This is a genomic window from Francisella salimarina (genome assembly GCF_007923265.1).
Lineage (GTDB): Bacteria > Pseudomonadota > Gammaproteobacteria > Francisellales > Francisellaceae > Francisella > Francisella salimarina.
In genome coordinates, this window is the sequence record NZ_VOJA01000003.1 from 195,919 (window position 1) to 215,490 (window position 19,572).

The window sequence follows — 19,572 nt, forward strand, 5'->3', positions numbered from 1 at the left end:
TTTGATGTTTTAAATAATGATTAGAATTTTTTTGGAAAAGGAATATTAGGATAGGCAGGTGGTAAATCTAAACCTTTAGCTGCTTCTACACCTCTTAGTATATCTGGTCTATCAGTGATGATACCATCAACTTTCCAGTCGATTAAGTTGTTAATAACTTTATAATTAAAGTCACTACCTTCATCTTCTGTCCAGCCCCAAGTCACAACTTTGACACCTAGTTTGTGAGCTTCTTCAACATCTTTTTTAGTTAGATCTTTTTCATAAGGTTCCCAGAATGTACCACCTAATTTTTTGACCATCAATGGATAATTGTAATTATAGTCTTTAGGATCAAGTGGAGCTGTCCATTTTTGATAATCCGTAAGTTGTTTTGCTTGTTCAGCATTCATCGGTTCTGTTGTATGATCTGTCAAATATGCAGTTTTGACTTTTGGATTTAATTTCTGTAAATCTACTAGAGCTTGCCATTCAAAAGATTGTACTTCAACATTATCAGTCATATCTGTCTCAACTAAAACCTTATTTAAAGCTTCAGCCATTTCTTGTGCTGACCAGCTTGCATTTGGATCATAAGGGTTGGTTTTTATCTCGATTTGCAGACGAACTCTACTGCCAACATTAGATTTGACATAGTTGATAACTTCTTCTAAGGTTGGCATATGAACATTGTCCATGCCAATATGGTCTGGATACATCTTAGCTGTAGCAGAATTAGGCTTTATATATCCAACTGTGTATTTTTTGACTTGATCTAAAGTGAGATCTTTTATTGGAGTTTTTTCTGTTACCCAATTACCATTTTCATCTTTTGTAAGATCTGGGTTTAGTGTTAAATCGTGTGTTACAACTAAAACTTTGTCTTTAGTCATATTTATATCCATATCAATAACATCGACACCAACACGCATAGCCTCTGTATATGCGGGCAAAGTGTTTTCTGGAGCAATAGGTCTAAGACCTCTATGAGCATAAATATTTATAACATCAGCAGTAGCAATACTAACACTACATAAAGTAAAAGCAGTTGCGGTAATTTTTTTGAACATTTTGACTTACATGATTTGGTTGAAAGCAGAAGTATAATTACTTTTTTATTATCAAATAGCAATATTTTTATATCAGAAAAATGGTTTTTTATGATAGTTGTTTACTTTATAATCACCGTAGTGATTTTTATCTTTGATTAGTGATGTCGATTAGAAAAAAAATTATAATTGTATCGATTATATTTGTTATTTTTGTCTTAGGATTTATTTATTATATTAGTAGATCGAGTATTAAAGTAATTCCTGGTTACGTTGGTACAGATGTTAGATATATATCTTCACAGGAAAGTGGTAGGCTTCTTAGATTAGATGTAACTCAAGGAGAGTATATTAGAGAGGGGCAATTATTATTTCTGATTGATTCATCAAAAAATCAGACTTTATTAGATTCAAATAAATTTTTGTACAGTGCATCTCAGGCAGTCTCAGAAAATATGTCTAAAGGTAAAAGACAACCATATATAGAAAAGACAGCCATCGATATATCTAATGCTAAAGCAAATTTAGCCGTTGCATCTAAAGAGTATCAGCGCCAACAAATGTTATTAAAAGATGATAGTACTTCTCAAAAAGAATTTGAACAGGCGCAAAGTAAATATATCCAAGCAAATAATCAAGTTGAAGCATTAGAGGTAATGCAAATTATTAATAATTTACCTGCTCGAGAGGATTTGCGAAATGCGGTTGACTTTATGTCAAAATTTATCAATAGTAACTCTAAATATTTACAACAAAAAATCAGTTCAGCAGATATTAAATCACTAGAAAATGGTTATGTTTATCAGATTTTTTATCACAAAGGTGAAGAAGTACGGGCGTATAGTCCAGTAATGACTATTATTAATCCTAAAGATGTATATGTTGTATTTTACTTATCAAAGGAAAATTTAGCTAACCTACATATTGGCCAAACTATTAAATTTATTACACCTAATAATAAGAGTTTAGAAGCTAAGGTTAGTTATATCTCACAAAAGGCTGAATATACACCACCATTATTATATGGCATAAATTCTGATTCAGAGATTTCTTTTGAAGTGCATGCTAAGGTTGATTACTCCGCAAATAGCTCTGAGATTCATATCGGAGAGCCTGTAAAGGTAGAGCTGGGATGATAAGTGACAAAGAGGATCAACTAATAATAGATGTCAAAAACCTTACCAAAGTCTATGGTGATAAAACGGTAGTTGATAATATTTCTCTGCAAGTTAAGCAAGGGGATATTTATGGTTTTTTGGGACCTAATGGTTCAGGTAAGACAACCTCTATAAGAATGGTATGTGGCTTGCTGCCAATAACAAAAGGTGAGGGTACTTGTCTTGGTTATGATATAGGTACTCACGCGAGTATTATCAAACAGCAAGTTGGTTACATGACTCAGAAATTTACACTCTATCCCGATCTTACAGTTAGAGAGAATCTTAAGATTTTTGCGAGACTTCATAGTTTAAAAAATATTAAAGAAGCTGTTGAGAAAACAATAGATAATCTGCAAATAGGTAAAGCTAGAGCGAATCAAAAAGCTTATGAATTATCAGGTGGTTGGAAACAACGATTAGCTTTGGGTGTGGCAACAATTCATGATCCTAAATTATTGCTATTAGATGAACCTACAGCCGGAGTAGATCCAAAAGCACGTAGAGAATTTTGGGACTATATATCAACACTATCAAGTAAAGGCATCACAACATTGGTATCAACTCACTATATGGATGAAGCAGAAAGATGCAATAAGTTGTCATACATAGCTTATGGAAAGCTGTTATCTAGTGGTACTCAAAAAGATATTATTAATAGCTGTGGTATCAAAACATACAATATTTCAGGCAAAAATGTTTATAGCCTTGTGTTAGAGCTTCAAGATAATACTGAAATTGAGCAAGTATCAATGTTTGGTGGTAGTGTACATCTTAGTGTTAAAAATAATGTTGATATTACACACATTCAAACAAAGTATAATCAATTTGAATGGCAATCAATAGAAACATCACTTGAGGATGCTTTTATATATTTGATGAGTAGCCAAAAGGATAACTTTGCATGAAGTATTTTGATATTAATAGATACTATGCGATTTTTCTCAAAGAAGTTATTCATATGCTTAGAGATAAAGTCACAATTGGACTAGTGATTGGTATACCACTTATTCAGCTAATACTATTTGGCTTTGCTATAAATATGAATCCAAAGCATTTAAGTACAGCAATAGTTAATGCTGATAAGACACTACAAACAAACTATCTAATCGAGAAAATTAATAATACGGGTTATTTTGATATCAAATATCAAGACATCTCAAGAGATGATGCGACAACACTAATGCGTAAAGGTAAGGTACAGTTTATCATAGATATACCGCCTAACTTCACTAAGCAAGTTTATCGTGGTGAATCTCCGAATATTCTAATAATAGCAGATGGAGCAAATGCAACTTCAAACTCAGGTGCTTTACAAGCTGTTGATAAGGTCAAAGAGATATACAGTCAATACTTTTCTAATAAACAAATATCTCAGCCACAGCCTTTTAATTTTGTAATCCATAATAAATATAATCCAGAGAGTAAAACACAAAATAATATCGTACTAGCATTGGCAGGAGTGATTTTGACTATGACTATGGTTATGGTTACATCTTTGACAATCACACGCGAGAAAGAGTATGGAACTATGGAATCTCTGCTTGCAACACCTGTTACCTCTCTAGAGATTATTTTCGGTAAGATTACTCCATATATTGTGGTTGGCTATATTCAGTTATTGCTTATTATAATCTTTGCCAAAGTAATATTTGGAATAACTATAGTTGGTAGTATTTTACTATTACTTATCGCAACTTTTCCTTTCATTATTGCAAATCTCTTGGTGGGTATTACATTTTCAACTATTGCTGACACACAATTACAAGCAATGCAAATGACATTTTTCTTTTTCTTACCATCGATATTGCTGTCAGGGTTTATGTTTCCATTTGATGGTATGCCAGAGTGGGCACAAGTCATAGGTAATATTTTACCATTAACTCATTATCTAAATATTGTCCGAGAAATTCTTCTCAAAGGAGGAGGATTCTTTGATATCCTCAATAGTATTTACCCACTATTGATTTTTATGATAGTGGTTTCGATAATATGTATTAAAAAATACAAAAATACTATTTAGATTATTTAGATGAACTTTAATTCTACTTAAATACAAATTTCTTTTATGGTATCTTTAAGGCTTAAAAATTAGAATCTAAAAAATTAGGAAATAAGTTTGTTAAATTATAAAGAGAATTTTGTTGGCAGGAACATCAAATCAGACGTATTATCTGGTTTTGTAGTTGCAGTTGCTCTAATCCCTGAAGCTATAGGCTTTTCATTTATTGCTGGAGTATCTCCTACAGTTGGTTTATATACTGCTTTTATATTAGGTTTGATAACAGCTCTTATAGGTGGTAAGCCTGGGATGGTCTCTGGAGCAACTGGAGCGGTAGCAGTTGTGTTAGTAAGCTTAGGTATTCAAGTTAAAGCATCACTATCTCCTGAGATGCTTCATAGCTTAACAGCTTCAGGAGAGTTGAGTAGTTATATCTTACAGTACATATTGTTATGTGCGATTATGGCTGGTGTTATACAAGTTATAATTGGGATACTTCGCTTAGGTAAGTTGATTAGACTAGTACCACAACCGGCGATGTATGGTTTTGTTAATGGTTTAGCGATAGTTATCGCTTTAGCACAAATACCATTATTCCGAGACGAAGGAATTGCAATGTATGTTCTAGTTGGCGTAACTATGTTGATTGTTTACTTCTTACCTAAATTTACTGACAAAGTGCCTTCAGGTCTAGTAGCAATTATTGTTATAACAGCTGTAGTTGTATTCTTCAAATTACAAACAAAAAATGTCGGAGATTTGGCAGATATCTCTGGAGCATTTCCAAGTTTTGCATTGCCTAATATTCATTTGACTATGCAGTCATTTCTTATAGTATTACCTTATGCTGTGATTGTTGCACTTGTTGGCTTGATTGAATCACTGCTAACATTATCAGTGCTTGATGAAATGGATAATAAGCGTGGTAATGGTAATCAAGAATGTATCGCTCAAGGTACTGGTAATATTGTTTGTGGTTTCTTTGGTGGGATGGCTGGTTGTACCATGATAGGTCAGTCGATAATTAACTTTACAAATGGCGGGCGTGGGCGTTTATCATCATTAACAGCAGCATTGCTACTGATATCTTTTGTAGTTGCTCTATCTGGGTATATATCTTATATTCCTGTCGCGGTTTTAGCTGGTATTATGTTTATGGTGTGTATCAATACTTTTGAGTGGGAGAGTGTTAATCGTATCCGTTATATGCCAAATTCAGATAAGGTGGTTTTAGTAGCAGTTACTGTTATTACTGTATTTTCAGATTTGGCGATTGCTGTTATTTCTGGTGTGATTATTTCAGCTTTAGTTTTTGCTTGGAAAAGTTCACAAGTACATAGCCGTACTCATAGAGAAGATGACAATACAAAAGTATATGAGTTTTTTGGACCACTATTTTTTGGTTCAACATCTTCGTTTAAGAGCTTATTTGATGTACATTATGATCCAGATAATATTATATTAGATTTTGCTAACTCTAGAGTTATGGATATTTCCGGAGCTGAGGCAATAGATGATATTACTAAGAAATACTTGGATTTAGGTAAAAAAGTTACGCTTAAACATCTAAGTGAAGATTGTCGTAAAATACTCAAAAGTGCAGGTCCATACTGTGTTTTTGAAGAAATAGATCCAACTTATAAAGTCGCGAGGGATGTCTAATGGAAAAGATTAAAATAAATACTACTAATGCACCACAAGCTATAGGTTCGTACGAGCAAGCTATAAAAGTAGGAAACTTTGTATATACTTCTGGGCAAATACCACTAAAAGCAGATGGCACTATGTCTGGAGAGTGTGTTAAAGAACAAACTACTCAAGTCATGCAGAATCTAAAAGCAGTATTAGAAGCAGCTGGCTCAGGTCTAGATAAAGTAATCAAGGCAACTATCTTTATCAAAGATATGACAGAGTTTAAGCTTATTGATGAAGTTTATGGCTCTTTCTTTAATGGTAATTTCCCAGCTCGTTCATGTGTAGAGGTAGCTAGATTACCAAGAGATGTGAGAGTTGAAATAGAAGCAGTGGCTTTAGCAGAGTAATAATTTTCTAATATACTATCTCTTAGTGTAAGAGATTATAAAGTTTAAAGCCTAAGACAGTAATTATCATCACTACAGAAGGGTAGAATGTTAAAGTGAATCCTAAAGCTCTGGCACCTGCACCTTTTCTATAATTGACAAAGAATAATACTCTTCCTAGAGCAAAAGTGATAGCTGCGAAAATGATAGTTGACATACTTTGAGCTGGCATGGCTGCAGACCAAGCAGTGTATGCTACAAAAGCTATGCATAATTGTTCTAAAGTATTTTGTATTAAAGATTGTAGGATCTTAGCTTGCTGTGATCCTTGTGTTAACCCACTACCATTTATATCAGTATCACTAAAGAAGCGATATTTTGCTAATCTTGCTACGGCAATTACAAGAAATACCCCGGGAATTATTAAACTATTAAAAGCTATAGTAATTTTATTATCTATTTTTTCCAAATTAAAAACATCACATATTGATCCTATAGCAACTATCAAAACAGATAGAACTATTCCAATTAATAATCCCTGTAAAACGCCTTTTTGTGTATTGGTCATCATATCTAATCCTATATTTTTATCTCTTAGAAGTATTATGATTTCTTAAATGATAACTTGCAAACTTTAGTAAAAACAATTTACTTAGGATATCTTTATAAGATATATTGAAATTATGACTTCTTAATTTTGAAATCAATATGAAAATATTTCGTCATTTATATGCACAGGTTTTACTTGGTATATTTATAGGAGTTTTACTTGGAATTATGACTCCTGAATTTGCAGTAGCTTTGAAGCCTTTTGCAGATGTTTTTGTTAAATTAATCAAGCTGATGATAGCTCCAATTATTTTCCTCACTTTGGTATCTGGTATTGCTGCAATGAAAGATTTAAAAGCAGTGGGTAAGATAGGTGGAGTGGCATTATTGTATTTTTTCTCAATGACTATAGTTGCTCTAATCATTGGGATGTTTACAGCAAATTTATTAAAGCCTGGATTAGGTCTTAATATTGACCCATCTACTCTAGATGCGAGTGCTGCAAAAGCTTATATGGGTAATGTTGAGCATGTAGAGAGTATTCAAGGTTTCTTTATGAATATTATCCCTCATACATTTGTAGGAGCTTTTACAGATGGTGATATTTTGCAGGTACTATTTGTATCAATATTATTTGCTGTTGGGCTAGTGATGTATGGAGAATCAGGCAAGCCAATACTAGATGGTATCCAGAGCTTATCCAAAGTATTTTTTAAGATAATTCATGTAATAATGCATTATTCACCGATAGCTGCTTGTGCTGCGATTGGTTATACAATAGGTATGTATGGAGCAGGTACACTTCTTGGTTTATTAGGGTTGTTGCTATGCTTTTATATTACATGTTTGATATTTATCTTAGTATTTTTAGGATTAATACTAAAGCTATATTGTGGCATAAATATATTTAAACTACTTGGATATATCAAGACAGAAATACTTATCGTATTAGGTACTTCATCATCAGAAACTGTCTTGCCGAATTTGATGGAGAAACTTGAGAATTTAGGTTGTGATAAATCGGTTGTAGGTCTGGTGATACCAACTGGATATTCTTTTAATTTAGATGGTACAGCGATATATTTGTCATTAGCTGCGATATTTATAGCACAAGCATTAGGTATAGAGCTTACTTTGAGTCAGCAGGTTTTTATGCTACTAATTATGGTGATTAGCTCAAAAGGAGCAGCTGGTGTTACAGGTAGTGGATTTATTATATTGGCGAGTACTCTTAGTGCATTAGGTGTAGTACCAGTTGCAGGTATTGTGATTATCTTGGGTATAGATAGATTTATGTCAGAAGGGCGTGCTATTACAAATATGATTGGTAATACTATTGGGACAATTATTATATCCAAATGGCAGAAGAAATTAGATATTGATAAATTAAATAGTGAGTTGAGGGGGTAGTAATATAGATTAATATTACAAATGTTTAAATTTAAAGTTCATTAAATATAGTGTATTAAGACTTAGTGTAGATTTATTTTTTTATAAATTATAAAGAGGTTTAAAATATTATGCGTTTTTTTAAAAAAAATCTAAGTGAAAAAATAATATTGCTTATAACTATTTTACCAGCTTTAATTTTTATTGTAGTAATGATAGCTCTGTTTTTTATACCTATAAAATCTAGCAAAATAATTATTTTTGATAAAAATACAATAAGTATACTAAGTACTACTCTATCCATAATAGTTTCTATTTTGTTAATAGTTTTAATGTACATTAAGAGCAAAAAGACCAAAAAGCTAAAAAAATATAATTTAAACAAATATGGTAGTTTACTTGTGCTTGGTATTTCAATAATCTTAGGAGTGTTTAGTATATTAAATCTTGCTTATTTTAGTTTACTAAGTCCTGATGCTTTAAACTGTTTGTCATATTCTTCTATTTTTATATTTTATATTTCGTGCCTTATTACTCTTTCTTTAACTCTTCCATTTGTATCTATAATCACTATTTTTTATAGGCTTTTCTTTATATGAATCTTAGATTTACTAAACAATCACTGGAAAAGAGATTCTTTAATATATATTTATCAAACTAATCAATTTATAATAAAGTTTTTAGCTAATTATTCTGTTGATAAAAAAACTATAAAGAAATTGTAAGAAACTCTTCATATATACTTCAGATAGTACATTAACCAGATAGCTTATAATATCTTAGGGACTATTTATGAATCAAAATTTAACAAATAGAAAAATTATAAAATTAATACACTTAGCTTTCTATTTTATTTTTTTAATATTTGCTTTTCTTATTTATATCACATTAACATATAAGTCAGGACTATTTTCAAAGCAAATACTTCATGGTTATGGGGTATTATCTTTTTTAATTGTAATAATTGCAGCGAGCCTCATTAATAAACACATGACTCTAGCATCGCCTACATATCAAATTGCAATAATAAGTTACTTAGTGATACTTGTCATTGAGTTTATCCTTTTTATATTATTACCAATAAATTTAGGATATACAGGATATATAGTTACATATTTTATTTTCACAGCAACTATAATGGGGCTAATTCTTATGTTTACCAAATATTTAATAACAAGTATTCTTACTGAAAATAGATCATTGAGAGTTATAAATAACAATATAAAGGGATTTAACTTAATTTTCATAATAATGAATAAAGTTGACTTTGCAACAGGATTGTTAACAAAATTAAAAAGTTATTTTTTCAGGAAAAATAATACTTAATATTACAATGATGATTAAGATTAGTTACTATTAATAACCCTCTCTTATCAAATTCTTTTTTATCTAAAAATTTACACATATTTGGATAATTATTATCACATTCTGCTTTAGCTAACTCATGCAATATGCTTGAATTAGTATGTGTCTTATAACATATATAAGATGATTGAATAATTATTATTACTAGCAATATTGGGATTAGTTTTTTCATTTTATATTAATCAGTCCATGCTGTTCCAGTATTGAAAGAATTTTATTCTTTATTAATATAAACTCTAAGTTTTATAAGTATCATAACTACTGATAATAATAATAATGCGAGCAATTGAGATATTGATATTTGATAATATCCATCTACTATTAAATCAAATAAATATTTTGGTATTTCATAGAATTTCAAACCTACAAAATCACTAAATGAATAAATGGAATATATTGAATATACCAAACTTATAATCACAGAAATAAAATATTGTTTAATAGATAAAAATATATTAATAACTAAAACTAAAATAATAAATATTTGCATAATATCGAAGTGTATAAGATCTATTAAGAATATAAGTTTATATATAAATACATACATGAAACTTAACAGAAGAAAACTAAGGCTTACACACTGTAAATAAAATATTTTTTTCATTAAGTACCCTCTATCATTCTGGAATTAATCTTGACCCTACTTTTAAACCTAACCCAACTCCTCTAGCTATGGGATGAGGTATAAAACTAATAACAGTTCCTGTGATTGAAAGGGTATATTTAATCTTCATTTAGCATTATTATTAGAACTAAATTTTAATAACCATAATATAAATATAACAATACTCAATACTAAAGTTATGCATAAAAATAGTAATACAGCAGCAAGTTGGAAATTAGCATTAGAAATAGAATTAAATATTGTAACAGGGATATCTGAAATATTTCCTATTTTAATTAAAGTAAATAATGAATATATACATATAATTATTGATGAATATACTTTTCTTTTAAAAGAAAAGTATAAAGATATAAGAATGAATAAATAAATAAATAAATCTAATAAAGAAAAAGGAATAATTTCTGAGAAATACATTATTTGCGAATATGTTCCTTTAAGTAAAGCAAACAAAAGAAATAGAATAGTAAAAGATTGAGCTAAATATAACTTTTTCATAGTTACACTCCCGCCTTACTCATAGTCCATGCAGTACCCTTCATTCCTAACCCAATACCTTTAGCTATTGGGTGTGGAATAAAGCTGATTACTGTTCCTGTTATTGAAAGTGTATATTTTAGTCCAACCGCCAATTCATGTAAAAAACTCTCTTGTTTGGCTTCAGCCTCATTTCCATCTTTCATGAAGGTTAAAAGAATATCTATAGTTAATGAACTTGATGATATGTATCTTTTATCTATAGCAACATCATCATTATTCTTAGTAAGAGATCCTCTAACTATATATTTTCCTATAGCAATTAACTCAAAACTTATCTCGGATAGAGTATACTCTCCAAATTTCCAAGATAAAGAAATTTTGTTATTCTTAAGATCAAAATTAGTAACCACATCAACAATAGCAGCATTATCTTCTTTCTGATCTTTAGGGGCTTTACCATAGTCATTATGTATCCATTTTTTAATCTCTTCTGATACTGAGTTTTCTATAGATACTTTCTTTTGCTCTAAAGTTACATTTGATATTGGACTTTGTGTATCTGTAACTGTCATATCTCCTGATAATGACATAGTACCATAATATCTATAACCATTTGATACACCTGCTACTGTGGTTTTTGGTGTATTTATCTCTGCTTTAGTACTTGGATAGCCAAATTTAACATCTTTGTCGTCTAATGGCTTTATCTGTGCTTGAGAAGTCTTTTTAAGTTGGTTCTCATCAAAGTCCTTTGGTAACATAGCATAAGCATAGATTAATTTTTCTAAAATACAATTTTGGATAGAACTATTAACTATAAAGTCAGTAGCTGTAAAATTAGCCTGTGCAAAATCACAATCCATAAACTTACAGTTCGCAAGTACTCCAGTAGCAAAATTATCTCCAGCTCCTTCAAGACCCACAAAATCACTATCATGCATCTCAACAGCAGAGAAATCATTTCTTAATATCTGAGAGTTTTGTACTTCATTAGCCATCCACTCACTATCACTAAAGTTACATTGTTGGATATTTTCATTATAAAGAGTAGATTTATAGATGCTATTACCACTAGCAAAGCCAACCTTTAACCAAGCATTATTACTAAAATCACTATTCTGTATCTGACTAGCAAAGAATGTTGCTTTAAGAAGTGAACTATCAACTAATGTAACAGAATCAATTAAAATTCCACTAAACTGGCTTTTATTAAATTCACTCTTTGAAATCTTTGTATTGGATATATTACCTTTGTACCACATTTCAGAATTAAAGATACATTCAAGAATATTACAGTCGTAGAAATCACTTGTATGGAGTTGTGTACCAAGAAAGCTACACTTACTAAAAGTACAGTTCTTGAACTCTACCTCTTTTATATCTGTCCCACCAAATTCTACATTTGTAAAAGTACAGTTATCAAACTTTGCCTGTCCTATTTCAGCATTAGTAAAAGAGTTATTTTCAAATTGACAATTCTTAAACTTACCACCATGTATTTTTGTCTTAGTAAATTTAGCGTTTGCAAAATTAGCACCTGTATATTTATTAGATACTATTGCACAGTCTTGAGCATTTAAATTAGTAAAGTCAGTATCTTGATGATCTATAGTATCTATAGTTTTTTCTTGCCAATCTTTATTTAGTTTCTGAACCTTATCTAGTAACAGATCATACGCTGGCTTTGTCCATAATTTATCGTATACAAAGTTATTTATACTACATAACTCGACAGGATATTCTAATAGCTCATCGACCATATCAGTACCTAATGGTACATTATATAAAGGAGGCTCTGCACCATACTCACCCTTATGATCTATTTCTTGTATAGATGGTATACTTGCACAATAATCATCCAATGGGCGTTTCTTTTCACCTGACATGAAAATACCTGTTTGAAATAAAGTAAGAATATAGAATAAAATTTATCTAACTATGCTTAAAATTGCAAAGGTTTAGTGTTTTTTATTAGATTTATAAAATTTCTTACGATCTCAGTTTTGTTCAAAAGGGTAAGTATTATAAATATGATTAGTAATGTTTATAATATCCAAATGGCAGAAGAAATTAGATATTGGTAAATTAAATAGAGAGTTGAGAGGGTAAATGAATTTATTAAACTTAAAATATCCTATAATACAAGCTCCAATGGCTGGAAATATTTTACCAGTAGATATTATTGCTAAAGTATCTAATGAGGGTATGTTAGGAATGATTCCAGCAGGTTATTTAAGTTTGAATGATTTAGAAAGAATGATAGTAGACGTTCAATCTAAATTGCTTGATAAAACTAATCTAGTTGGAGTTAATCTATTTATAGAAAATCATAAAAATCAAGTGCTAATAAAGAATGCTAGAGTTACCGACTTAGAGTTTGAAATGATTAAAGTTGAGGACAGATATAAAGAATTTTTAGTTCCGCAAAGTATTTCTCATTCTGACTATATTGACTTGATTTTGAGGCATAATATAAAAGTAGTAAGCATGACTTTTGGTTTGTTGGATAGTTACTTAATTCAGGAGTTAAAAAATAAAAATGTTACTGTTATTGCAAATATAACAAGTATGGAAGAGGCTATTGAAGCAGATAGCAGGGGAGTTGATGTACTTGTTGTTCAAGGTTGTGAGGCAGGAGGGCATCAAGCCACTTTTTTATCTGAAAAGGCTAATGATATTTCAACATTAAACTTATTACTTCAGATTAGAGATGCTTTTCCTAAGAAATATATTATTGCTGCTGGTGGAATTAGTCTTAATAATATGAGCGATTTTTTAAATCATGGAGCTAATTATGTTCAGATAGGTAGTGCTTTCATGATGACAAAAGAAAGTAATCTATCTGAAGTATGTAAAAAGTTTATACAAGATAATTTTGATACAACTATTACTAAAAATATCACAGGTAAATACGCACGAGGTGTCAAGAATATGTTAATAAGTGATAGCAGTATACTAAAGTATAACTTTCCGCTGCAACATTACCATACTTCTAATTTACGGAAATTAGCAAAGGCAAAAGATATTTATGATTTACAATCCTTGTGGATTGGATCGAATCAAGATAATACAGAGATATTAGGTATAGATGACTTAATAGAAAAGCTAAAATCAAAATATTTAAAGTTTAAAACCTAACAACTCTATCAAAACTTTCCAAAAGCTTAGCATTATGAGTAATAAATATAACAGTTTTATTTTGCATAAGCTTAACTAAGTTTTCAAAAACTAGCCTTTCAGTCTCTTTATCAAGTCCTTCAGTAGGCTCATCTAGGATAAGTATAGGCTTATCTTGTAAGAATGCACGCGCTAAAGCTAGGCGTTTTTGTTGACCGCCTGATAATTGCCTACCAAGCTCACCAGTCCAAGTATCAAGACCTTTTGGTAGTGATTCAACGTGTTTTTTTAATTCAACTTTTTCTAAAGCCTCTAATAACTCTTCTTCAGTAGCATTATCCTTAGCAATCTTTAGATTCTCTCTAATAGTTGTGTTAAAGATATGTGGAGATTGATTAATCACAGTCATTAGGTTTCTAAGTTGGTCTTCGTTAAATTCTTTGATATTTCTATCGCCGATAGTGACTTCGCCACTACTAACATCCCAGAATCTAGCAAGTAGGTTGATAATGGTAGATTTGCCTTTTCCTGTTGGTGCGAATAGAGCAACTTTTTCATTTTGTTTGATTTTTAAACAAAAATCTTTAAGTACTGATTGCTCTGCATTATATCCAAAATCAACATTATTGAAGCTGATACTATAGTTATCTAAACTAATGTCAGAGTTTGTTGGATACTCAACATCTGCTTTAGCATCTGTAATATTTAATATCCTTTTTGAAGCAGAAATTGTCTTACCTAAATACTGATATGCTAGTGGTAATGGCATAATTGACTCAAACATCGCCATTATCGCCAAGAATATCAAAGCAATAAATGCACCACTTATATAGCCATCTTGAGTTAGTTTGACTGCAAAGACTGTTACCATAACTACAGTTAAGCCTAATGCCAAAGTCATTAAAGCACTACCAAAACCACTTATAAAACTGATTTTTTCTTCTTGCTTTAGTAGTTCAGAATTTTGCTTTTTAATATTTTCAAGATGCTTACCTTCTAGGTCAAAGATTTTAAGCTCTGCTAGAGAATTAACATGTTCTGTGATATTTGTTTTTAATTCAGCACTAGTGTGATTAAGATCTTGAGTTTTTTTCATGGCTAATAGACTACTAACTAATGGTATTACAAACCCTATTAGCAACAGTGCTATAAATGTAAGTAGTGCAAGACTTAAGCTAAAGAAGCTAAATAATATAGCTATAGTTATACTTGCTAAGACAAATACAACGGTTGGGGAAATTATACGAATATATAGATTATCTAATGCACCAATATCATTGACTAGACGTGTAAGTAAGTCGCCACTTTTATATTTGAACAAATGAGAAGGCGCAAGTGGTTCAAGCTTTTGATAGAACCATACACGAATATCTGTAATTATTCTAAAAGTTGCTTCATGTGTTAGTATTCTTTCACCATATCTACTTAGTATTCTACCAAGTGAGAAAGAGCGTACACCAGCAGAAGGGTAAAAATAGTTAAATGAAGTTGCAATAGCATAGGTAGTAGTAGCCAAGTAACCAGTATATGAGATAAACCAGCCAGATAGTGACATTAGTCCTATACCCATAAGTATTGCTGACCATGCAAGTAGGGTACCCAAGAGCATCCATTGAGTTTGATTTTTAAACAGCTTTATAAATGGTATTAAATTTCTCATGCTGTTACCTCATTTCTATAGAAGTTATAGAATTCACTATTTTGATCACCAACTAGCTCTTCAAATGTTCCTGTTTCAACTATTTTTCCATCTGCTAAAACTACAATTTTGTCAACACACTCTAGGAAGCTTAATTTGTGAGTTAGCATAATCACAGTTTTATCATTCCAGTTTGATTTAAGTGAGTTGATAATTTTTTCTTCACTATTTTTATCTAAGCTCGCTGTAGGTTCATCGAGAATTAGAATATCATGAGGTTTTAGATATGCGCGAGCTAAAGCTAATCTTTGTGCTTGACCTCCAGATATTCCTATATTCTGCTCACCAACCTCCGTATCTAAACCATTTGCAAGAGAGCTTACAAAGTCATTTAAATCAGTGTTTTGTAAAGCTTGATTTATTTGCTTATCTGTAGCACTAGCATTTGCCAGTAGTAGATTATCTTTGATAGAACCTTTGAATAATGATGAGTTTTGTCCTAGCCACGAGATATTTCTAAGCCAAGATTTTTCTTCAAGATTTTTTAGCTCAATATTGTTATTAACTAAGATATTGCCTTGATATTTTATAAAACCAAGTAGTGTATTTATTAGTGTAGTTTTACCTGCACCACTAGCTCCAACTATAGCTATTTTTTGTTTGTGATTAATCTCTAAAGAAACATTATCAAGAGCTATTTTATCATCATACTTAACTATCAAATCTTTAATGTTTATAGAGTTTACTTTATCGCTAAATATTTCATTTCTTTCTTGATGAGACGGTTGCATCTCAAATATTTTAGAAATTTCTAGAGCTGCACCAACTGCTTCCGCTTTGGCATGATAATGAGTGCTAAGCTCTCTAAGGGGCATAAAAAATTCAGGGGCTAAAAGTAGAATAAATAATCCACCCTGTAAAGTTATATTTTCTAGCGACCACCAAATATCATTACCTGCGCCGGCATTGATAAAGCCCATACCAAGATATATCGCAACTAGAGCGATAGAAGCAGCAGCAAAAAGCTCAAGTACAGCCGAAGATAAAAAGGCAATTTTAAGAACTTTCATTGTACGGATTCTATAGTTATCAGATGCTTCGTAAATAGTCTCGCTGTGAGATTTACTTTTATTAAAAAGTTTTAGAGTTGTAAGTCCTTTTAGAGTATCTAAGAAAGTCATACTCATTCTTGCAAGTGTTTTAAAATGTTTTTGGCTCTCAGATTCTGCACCTAAACCTACTAAGATCATAAATAATGGTATAAGAGGAGCACATATTAGTAGTAGAATCCCACAGACTATACTTTGTGGAAATATGAATACTAGAATAGCCAGTGGTAATAGTCCAGATAATGTTATTTGAGGTAAAAATTTAGTCAAGAAACCTGTTAACCCTTCAACTTGCTCCATAGCACTAGTTATTATGTTGGCATTAGAAGTTTTATTAAGCTCAATAGGACCAAGGTTATTGACATGAGCTAGGATATCTTCACGAATTTGCTTTTTGACCATTGTTGCGGCTTTGTAGCTTACTATTTCTCGGATCCAGCTTAGAGCAGCTCTAACTAGTATAATCACAATAATCAAAACAAAATAAGTACTTAGTTGACCTAAGGTTGAATTTTGTAGATATGTTTCATAAGAAATATGAGCAAGTAAATACAGCTGACCTATTAGTAGTAGGCCACTAAGAAAAGCGATTAATACAGTTAATTTAATCCATTTTTTAGCAGGAGATGCGATATCTTTAAGCCAATTCCTTGCTAGTTTTTTATCTTCTTTAGATGCATCTGATAGCATTAGAGATTCATTAGTTTTTATTTTGTTTTAAATTATAACACAATAGAATTACAAACTTGTTTATCATGTCAAACTAGTGCTGAAATATAGTAAAAAAAAGAGTTTTGTGGTAATTTTTATAATAGTTAATTCATTACCCTGAGGTTTATGGGATGAAAAAAAGATATATACACTTATTTATATTGGGCCTAGTAATAGTACCATTATTTTGTGGGGCTGTTCCTGAAGCTACCTCTATGGATACTCCAGCTCAAAATATAAGTGATGATGGTAGTACAAATCAACAGCAATCAGAAACTGTCAAAACTTTGTCGGATGTCGAGTCTGAAAATAATCAAGCAACTATTAATAACTCCAGTAAGACTCAAACTATGAAAGAGGAAATTAGTAATATTGATGATGCAGCTAATGGTTTGACCAGCTAGCTAAATTTAATAAATTTGATATATAGCTATTAGGAGATTATTTTATGAAAAAAATTAAGATAGTAATTGCCATGGCAACCTTGGGGTTATCTACTTTGTCATTAGGATATGCCGATGACTTTGACTATTCACAAGGAGATTCTTATCAGGTGGGCAAGGAGCTTGGTCAATCAGTTACTCAAGCAAAACAGGATATTATTGAGAAGACTAACAATGCTTCACAATCTATGAATCAAACATATAATGATGTTAAGAATAAATTTTCAGAAACAGCTAATCAGATAGTAGATCAGGCAAATAAAAGTCAAGAAGTTATAAAAGCAAAGGCAAGTGATGCATCAGATACTTTGAATGATATGACTAATAGCGCCCAAACAAAAGTTCAAAACTTTAAAAAAGGATTTGATGAAGGTACAAGTGATGATCAAGCCAGTAGCGGCGCTACGATGGTTTTTTAAATAGTTAGAGTAGAATTTTTATGAAAATGTTTAAGAAAATTTTTGGGAAAATTAATGTTCCATTAATTATTTTCCTAGTATTAGTGGGTGGATTGTTATTTGTTGCAAATATGAAGAATCAACCTGTAAAAGAAGCTAAAGAAAAAGTAAATAATGCTGTGGATAATGTCTCTAAGTCACTTAATAGTGCAGCAAAAAGCAATAGTAGCCCAATAGAATCATAGCTGTAGATTTATCTAAAAGTAAAAATAGTAGGGTTGATTTTTATTTTTGTAACTACTTTATATAGTAGATGAATATTCCAATATATCATTGATATGCTTGAGGCAATTGCTAATCCATATACACCCCAGTATATTGTAAAAATACTTCCTAATACGATATTTAGAATTAGTGCAATATAAAATGCAAAGCAAGTACTTCTTTCAAACCCTGCCATGTTAAGAATAGTTGCTACACAGCCAGAAAGGACATTAATAATTTGCCCAATCATTAGAATACAGAAAATAAAGTATGATGTTGTATATTGCTCTCCATACATCAAAGTTATTGGATAACCACAAATAATAAGCCCTAGAATAGCGAGAATAGAAAGAATAAATATTATTCTAGTATATGATGATATCTTTTGTTGAAATATCTCTCTAGAATTATTTTTGTAGTCATCTGCTATCTGTGATAAAACATTTGAGTTGACAGCATTTAATACAAAGCTTACTAAAGCACTGAGCTGTAGCGCAACACCGAATAGTGCTACATCACTAGGACCTGATAATCCTTTTAAAATGATAATATCAATCTGTGATAGAAGTAATAATCCCCATTGCATTAAGGCAAAAGATAAATTGCTACCAACAGGTTTGGCACTTTCAAAACTATATTTAGATGTTTGGATAAGCCATATAGATGTAACATATATGGTCATAAAAATCATCATTGTGCCAATAAGCATTGCAGTATCATTAATGTATAAAACTATAAAAGCTATAGTTAAAAATAGCATAATAAGTCTTAATCCAAGTTGCATTAAATTGGCAAAAACAACCACTCTTCTTGCGACAAAGAATGATTGGAATATATTTGCCATAAAAAATGGTACGGCAAATAAGAGTGCAAAATTTTCTATAGAATTATCATGGTGTTCAGAGTGGTTATAAAAAGTTATTAGAGCAATCAATATGATTACTATTGCAAAGCCTCGTTTAAAGTACCAGTTGTGGACTCGATACGTTTCTTTATGGCGCTCAAAGTTGCTTTTTAGGTCAGATTTACCCCAAGTTCTAGCTAATATGCCTCCGGCTCCCATAGTTGCTATTACTGCTATGATAGTAGCAACTGTAACTCCAAAGATATAAAAGCCATAGTCTTTTATATTCAGGTGGCGAGCCAATAGTATAGCCGTAATAAATGCACATGCCTGACCCAAAGCTTGAACTACCATCGTTTGCAAAGATTTAGATAGTATATGATTAGAACGTATTTTATTTATCAAGATTAGCTAAGTAGTTTATTTTTCAATTA

At 31.0% G+C, this 19,572-nt stretch carries 17 protein-coding genes; 11 read left to right on the forward strand and 6 right to left on the reverse strand.

Features of this window, described 5'->3' with window-relative positions:
• Window positions 1–20 precede the first annotated feature (20 nt).
• Window positions 21–1,049: a glycerophosphodiester phosphodiesterase gene (locus tag FQ699_RS03295; protein WP_146421117.1), complete on the reverse strand. Its 1,029-nt coding sequence runs from the start codon at window positions 1,047–1,049 to the stop codon at window positions 21–23.
• A 143-nt stretch (window positions 1,050–1,192) separates the two neighbouring features.
• Between FQ699_RS03295 and FQ699_RS03300 the strand changes: the two genes are divergently transcribed.
• The 5 genes from FQ699_RS03300 (at window position 1,193) to FQ699_RS03320 (ending at window position 6,229) form a co-directional block, all read left to right on the forward strand.
• The gene (locus tag FQ699_RS03300; RefSeq protein WP_146421118.1) at window positions 1,193–2,164 is read left to right on the forward strand and encodes an HlyD family secretion protein; all 972 of its coding nucleotides are present in this window, start codon (window positions 1,193–1,195) and stop codon (window positions 2,162–2,164) included.
• Window positions 2,161–3,093, forward strand: a complete 933-nt coding sequence (locus FQ699_RS03305; RefSeq protein ID WP_146421119.1) for an ABC transporter ATP-binding protein — start codon at window positions 2,161–2,163, stop codon at window positions 3,091–3,093. The genes FQ699_RS03300 and FQ699_RS03305 overlap by 4 nt, the downstream gene beginning before the upstream one ends.
• Window positions 3,090–4,208, forward strand: a complete 1,119-nt coding sequence (locus FQ699_RS03310) for an ABC transporter permease (RefSeq protein ID WP_146421120.1) — start codon at window positions 3,090–3,092, stop codon at window positions 4,206–4,208. The genes FQ699_RS03305 and FQ699_RS03310 overlap by 4 nt, the downstream gene beginning before the upstream one ends.
• A 96-nt stretch (window positions 4,209–4,304) precedes the next feature.
• The gene (locus FQ699_RS03315; protein WP_146421121.1) at window positions 4,305–5,849 is read left to right on the forward strand and encodes a SulP family inorganic anion transporter; all 1,545 of its coding nucleotides are present in this window, start codon (window positions 4,305–4,307) and stop codon (window positions 5,847–5,849) included.
• Window positions 5,849–6,229 carry a RidA family protein gene (locus tag FQ699_RS03320; RefSeq protein WP_146421122.1) on the forward strand — a complete coding sequence of 127 codons (381 nt, stop codon included), beginning with the start codon at window positions 5,849–5,851 and terminating at the stop codon, window positions 6,227–6,229. Before FQ699_RS03315 ends, FQ699_RS03320 begins: the two co-directional genes overlap by 1 nt.
• A 22-nt stretch (window positions 6,230–6,251) precedes the next feature.
• On the opposite strand, the gene FQ699_RS03325 is transcribed toward FQ699_RS03320, so the two are convergent.
• Complete coding sequence (locus tag FQ699_RS03325; protein ID WP_224728091.1) at window positions 6,252–6,779, reverse strand: MAPEG family protein; 528 nt, start codon at window positions 6,777–6,779, stop codon at window positions 6,252–6,254.
• A gap of 137 nt (window positions 6,780–6,916) precedes the next feature.
• On the opposite strand from FQ699_RS03325, the gene dctA reads away from it, so the two are divergent.
• Both dctA and FQ699_RS03335 read left to right on the forward strand, forming a co-directional pair.
• Window positions 6,917–8,167, forward strand: a complete 1,251-nt coding sequence (gene dctA, locus FQ699_RS03330; protein ID WP_146421123.1) for a C4-dicarboxylate transporter DctA — start codon at window positions 6,917–6,919, stop codon at window positions 8,165–8,167.
• Window positions 8,168–10,314: 2,147 nt separating this feature from the next.
• Window positions 10,315–10,503, forward strand: coding sequence for a hypothetical protein (locus tag FQ699_RS03335; protein ID WP_146421124.1), 189 nt, complete (start codon window positions 10,315–10,317; stop codon window positions 10,501–10,503).
• Window positions 10,504–10,633: 130 nt separating this feature from the next.
• Here the strand turns inward: FQ699_RS03335 and FQ699_RS03340 are convergent, their stop codons facing one another.
• Entirely contained in the window at window positions 10,634–12,499 is a 1,866-nt protein-coding gene (locus tag FQ699_RS03340; protein WP_146421125.1) for a pentapeptide repeat-containing protein, read from the reverse strand.
• A 223-nt stretch (window positions 12,500–12,722) separates the two neighbouring features.
• On the opposite strand from FQ699_RS03340, the gene FQ699_RS03345 reads away from it, so the two are divergent.
• Window positions 12,723–13,751: an NAD(P)H-dependent flavin oxidoreductase gene (locus FQ699_RS03345; RefSeq protein WP_146421126.1), complete on the forward strand. Its 1,029-nt coding sequence runs from the start codon at window positions 12,723–12,725 to the stop codon at window positions 13,749–13,751.
• On the opposite strand, the gene cydC is transcribed toward FQ699_RS03345, so the two are convergent.
• Entirely contained in the window at window positions 13,741–15,390 is a 1,650-nt protein-coding gene (gene cydC, locus FQ699_RS03350) for a heme ABC transporter ATP-binding protein/permease CydC (RefSeq protein ID WP_146421127.1), read from the reverse strand. The two genes, FQ699_RS03345 and cydC, sit on opposite strands and share 11 nt — an antisense overlap.
• Entirely contained in the window at window positions 15,387–17,168 is a 1,782-nt protein-coding gene (gene cydD / locus FQ699_RS03355) for a heme ABC transporter permease/ATP-binding protein CydD (protein WP_146421128.1), read from the reverse strand. The genes cydC and cydD overlap by 4 nt, the downstream gene beginning before the upstream one ends.
• 152 nt (window positions 17,169–17,320) lie before the next feature.
• On the opposite strand from cydD, the gene FQ699_RS03360 reads away from it, so the two are divergent.
• The 3 genes from FQ699_RS03360 to FQ699_RS03370 are packed head-to-tail and all read left to right on the forward strand — an operon-like array spanning window position 17,321 to window position 18,275.
• The gene (locus tag FQ699_RS03360) at window positions 17,321–17,593 is read left to right on the forward strand and encodes a hypothetical protein (RefSeq protein WP_146421129.1); all 273 of its coding nucleotides are present in this window, start codon (window positions 17,321–17,323) and stop codon (window positions 17,591–17,593) included.
• 44 nt (window positions 17,594–17,637) lie between these two features.
• A complete protein-coding gene (locus FQ699_RS03365) occupies window positions 17,638–18,051 on the forward strand; it encodes a hypothetical protein (RefSeq protein WP_146421130.1) in 414 nt (137 codons plus the stop codon).
• A 20-nt stretch (window positions 18,052–18,071) separates the two neighbouring features.
• Entirely contained in the window at window positions 18,072–18,275 is a 204-nt protein-coding gene (locus FQ699_RS03370) for a hypothetical protein (RefSeq protein ID WP_013923437.1), read from the forward strand.
• An 8-nt stretch (window positions 18,276–18,283) separates the two neighbouring features.
• Here the strand turns inward: FQ699_RS03370 and FQ699_RS03375 are convergent, their stop codons facing one another.
• A complete protein-coding gene (locus FQ699_RS03375) occupies window positions 18,284–19,543 on the reverse strand; it encodes a lipopolysaccharide biosynthesis protein (protein ID WP_146421131.1) in 1,260 nt (419 codons plus the stop codon).
• Window positions 19,544–19,572 lie beyond the last annotated feature (29 nt).

What these genes read in the sequence shown, in the direction of transcription:
- FQ699_RS03295 (WP_146421117.1), bottom strand. Translation starts at nt 1,049, where the DNA reads ATGTTCAAAAAAATTACCGCAACTGCTTTTACTTTATGTAGTGTTAGT.
- FQ699_RS03300 (WP_146421118.1), top strand. Translation starts at nt 1,193, where the DNA reads ATGTCGATTAGAAAAAAAATTATAATTGTATCGATTATATTTGTTATT.
- FQ699_RS03305 (WP_146421119.1), top strand. Translation starts at nt 2,161, where the DNA reads ATGATAAGTGACAAAGAGGATCAACTAATAATAGATGTCAAAAACCTT.
- FQ699_RS03310 (WP_146421120.1), top strand. Translation starts at nt 3,090, where the DNA reads ATGAAGTATTTTGATATTAATAGATACTATGCGATTTTTCTCAAAGAA.
- FQ699_RS03320 (WP_146421122.1), top strand. Translation starts at nt 5,849, where the DNA reads ATGGAAAAGATTAAAATAAATACTACTAATGCACCACAAGCTATAGGT.
- FQ699_RS03325 (WP_224728091.1), bottom strand. Translation starts at nt 6,779, where the DNA reads ATGATGACCAATACACAAAAAGGCGTTTTACAGGGATTATTAATTGGA.
- dctA (WP_146421123.1), top strand. Translation starts at nt 6,917, where the DNA reads ATGAAAATATTTCGTCATTTATATGCACAGGTTTTACTTGGTATATTT.
- FQ699_RS03335 (WP_146421124.1), top strand. Translation starts at nt 10,315, where the DNA reads ATGCATAAAAATAGTAATACAGCAGCAAGTTGGAAATTAGCATTAGAA.
- FQ699_RS03340 (WP_146421125.1), bottom strand. Translation starts at nt 12,499, where the DNA reads ATGTCAGGTGAAAAGAAACGCCCATTGGATGATTATTGTGCAAGTATA.
- FQ699_RS03345 (WP_146421126.1), top strand. Translation starts at nt 12,723, where the DNA reads ATGAATTTATTAAACTTAAAATATCCTATAATACAAGCTCCAATGGCT.
- cydC (WP_146421127.1), bottom strand. Translation starts at nt 15,390, where the DNA reads ATGAGAAATTTAATACCATTTATAAAGCTGTTTAAAAATCAAACTCAA.
- cydD (WP_146421128.1), bottom strand. Translation starts at nt 17,168, where the DNA reads ATGCTATCAGATGCATCTAAAGAAGATAAAAAACTAGCAAGGAATTGG.
- FQ699_RS03360 (WP_146421129.1), top strand. Translation starts at nt 17,321, where the DNA reads ATGAAAAAAAGATATATACACTTATTTATATTGGGCCTAGTAATAGTA.
- FQ699_RS03365 (WP_146421130.1), top strand. Translation starts at nt 17,638, where the DNA reads ATGAAAAAAATTAAGATAGTAATTGCCATGGCAACCTTGGGGTTATCT.
- FQ699_RS03370 (WP_013923437.1), top strand. Translation starts at nt 18,072, where the DNA reads ATGAAAATGTTTAAGAAAATTTTTGGGAAAATTAATGTTCCATTAATT.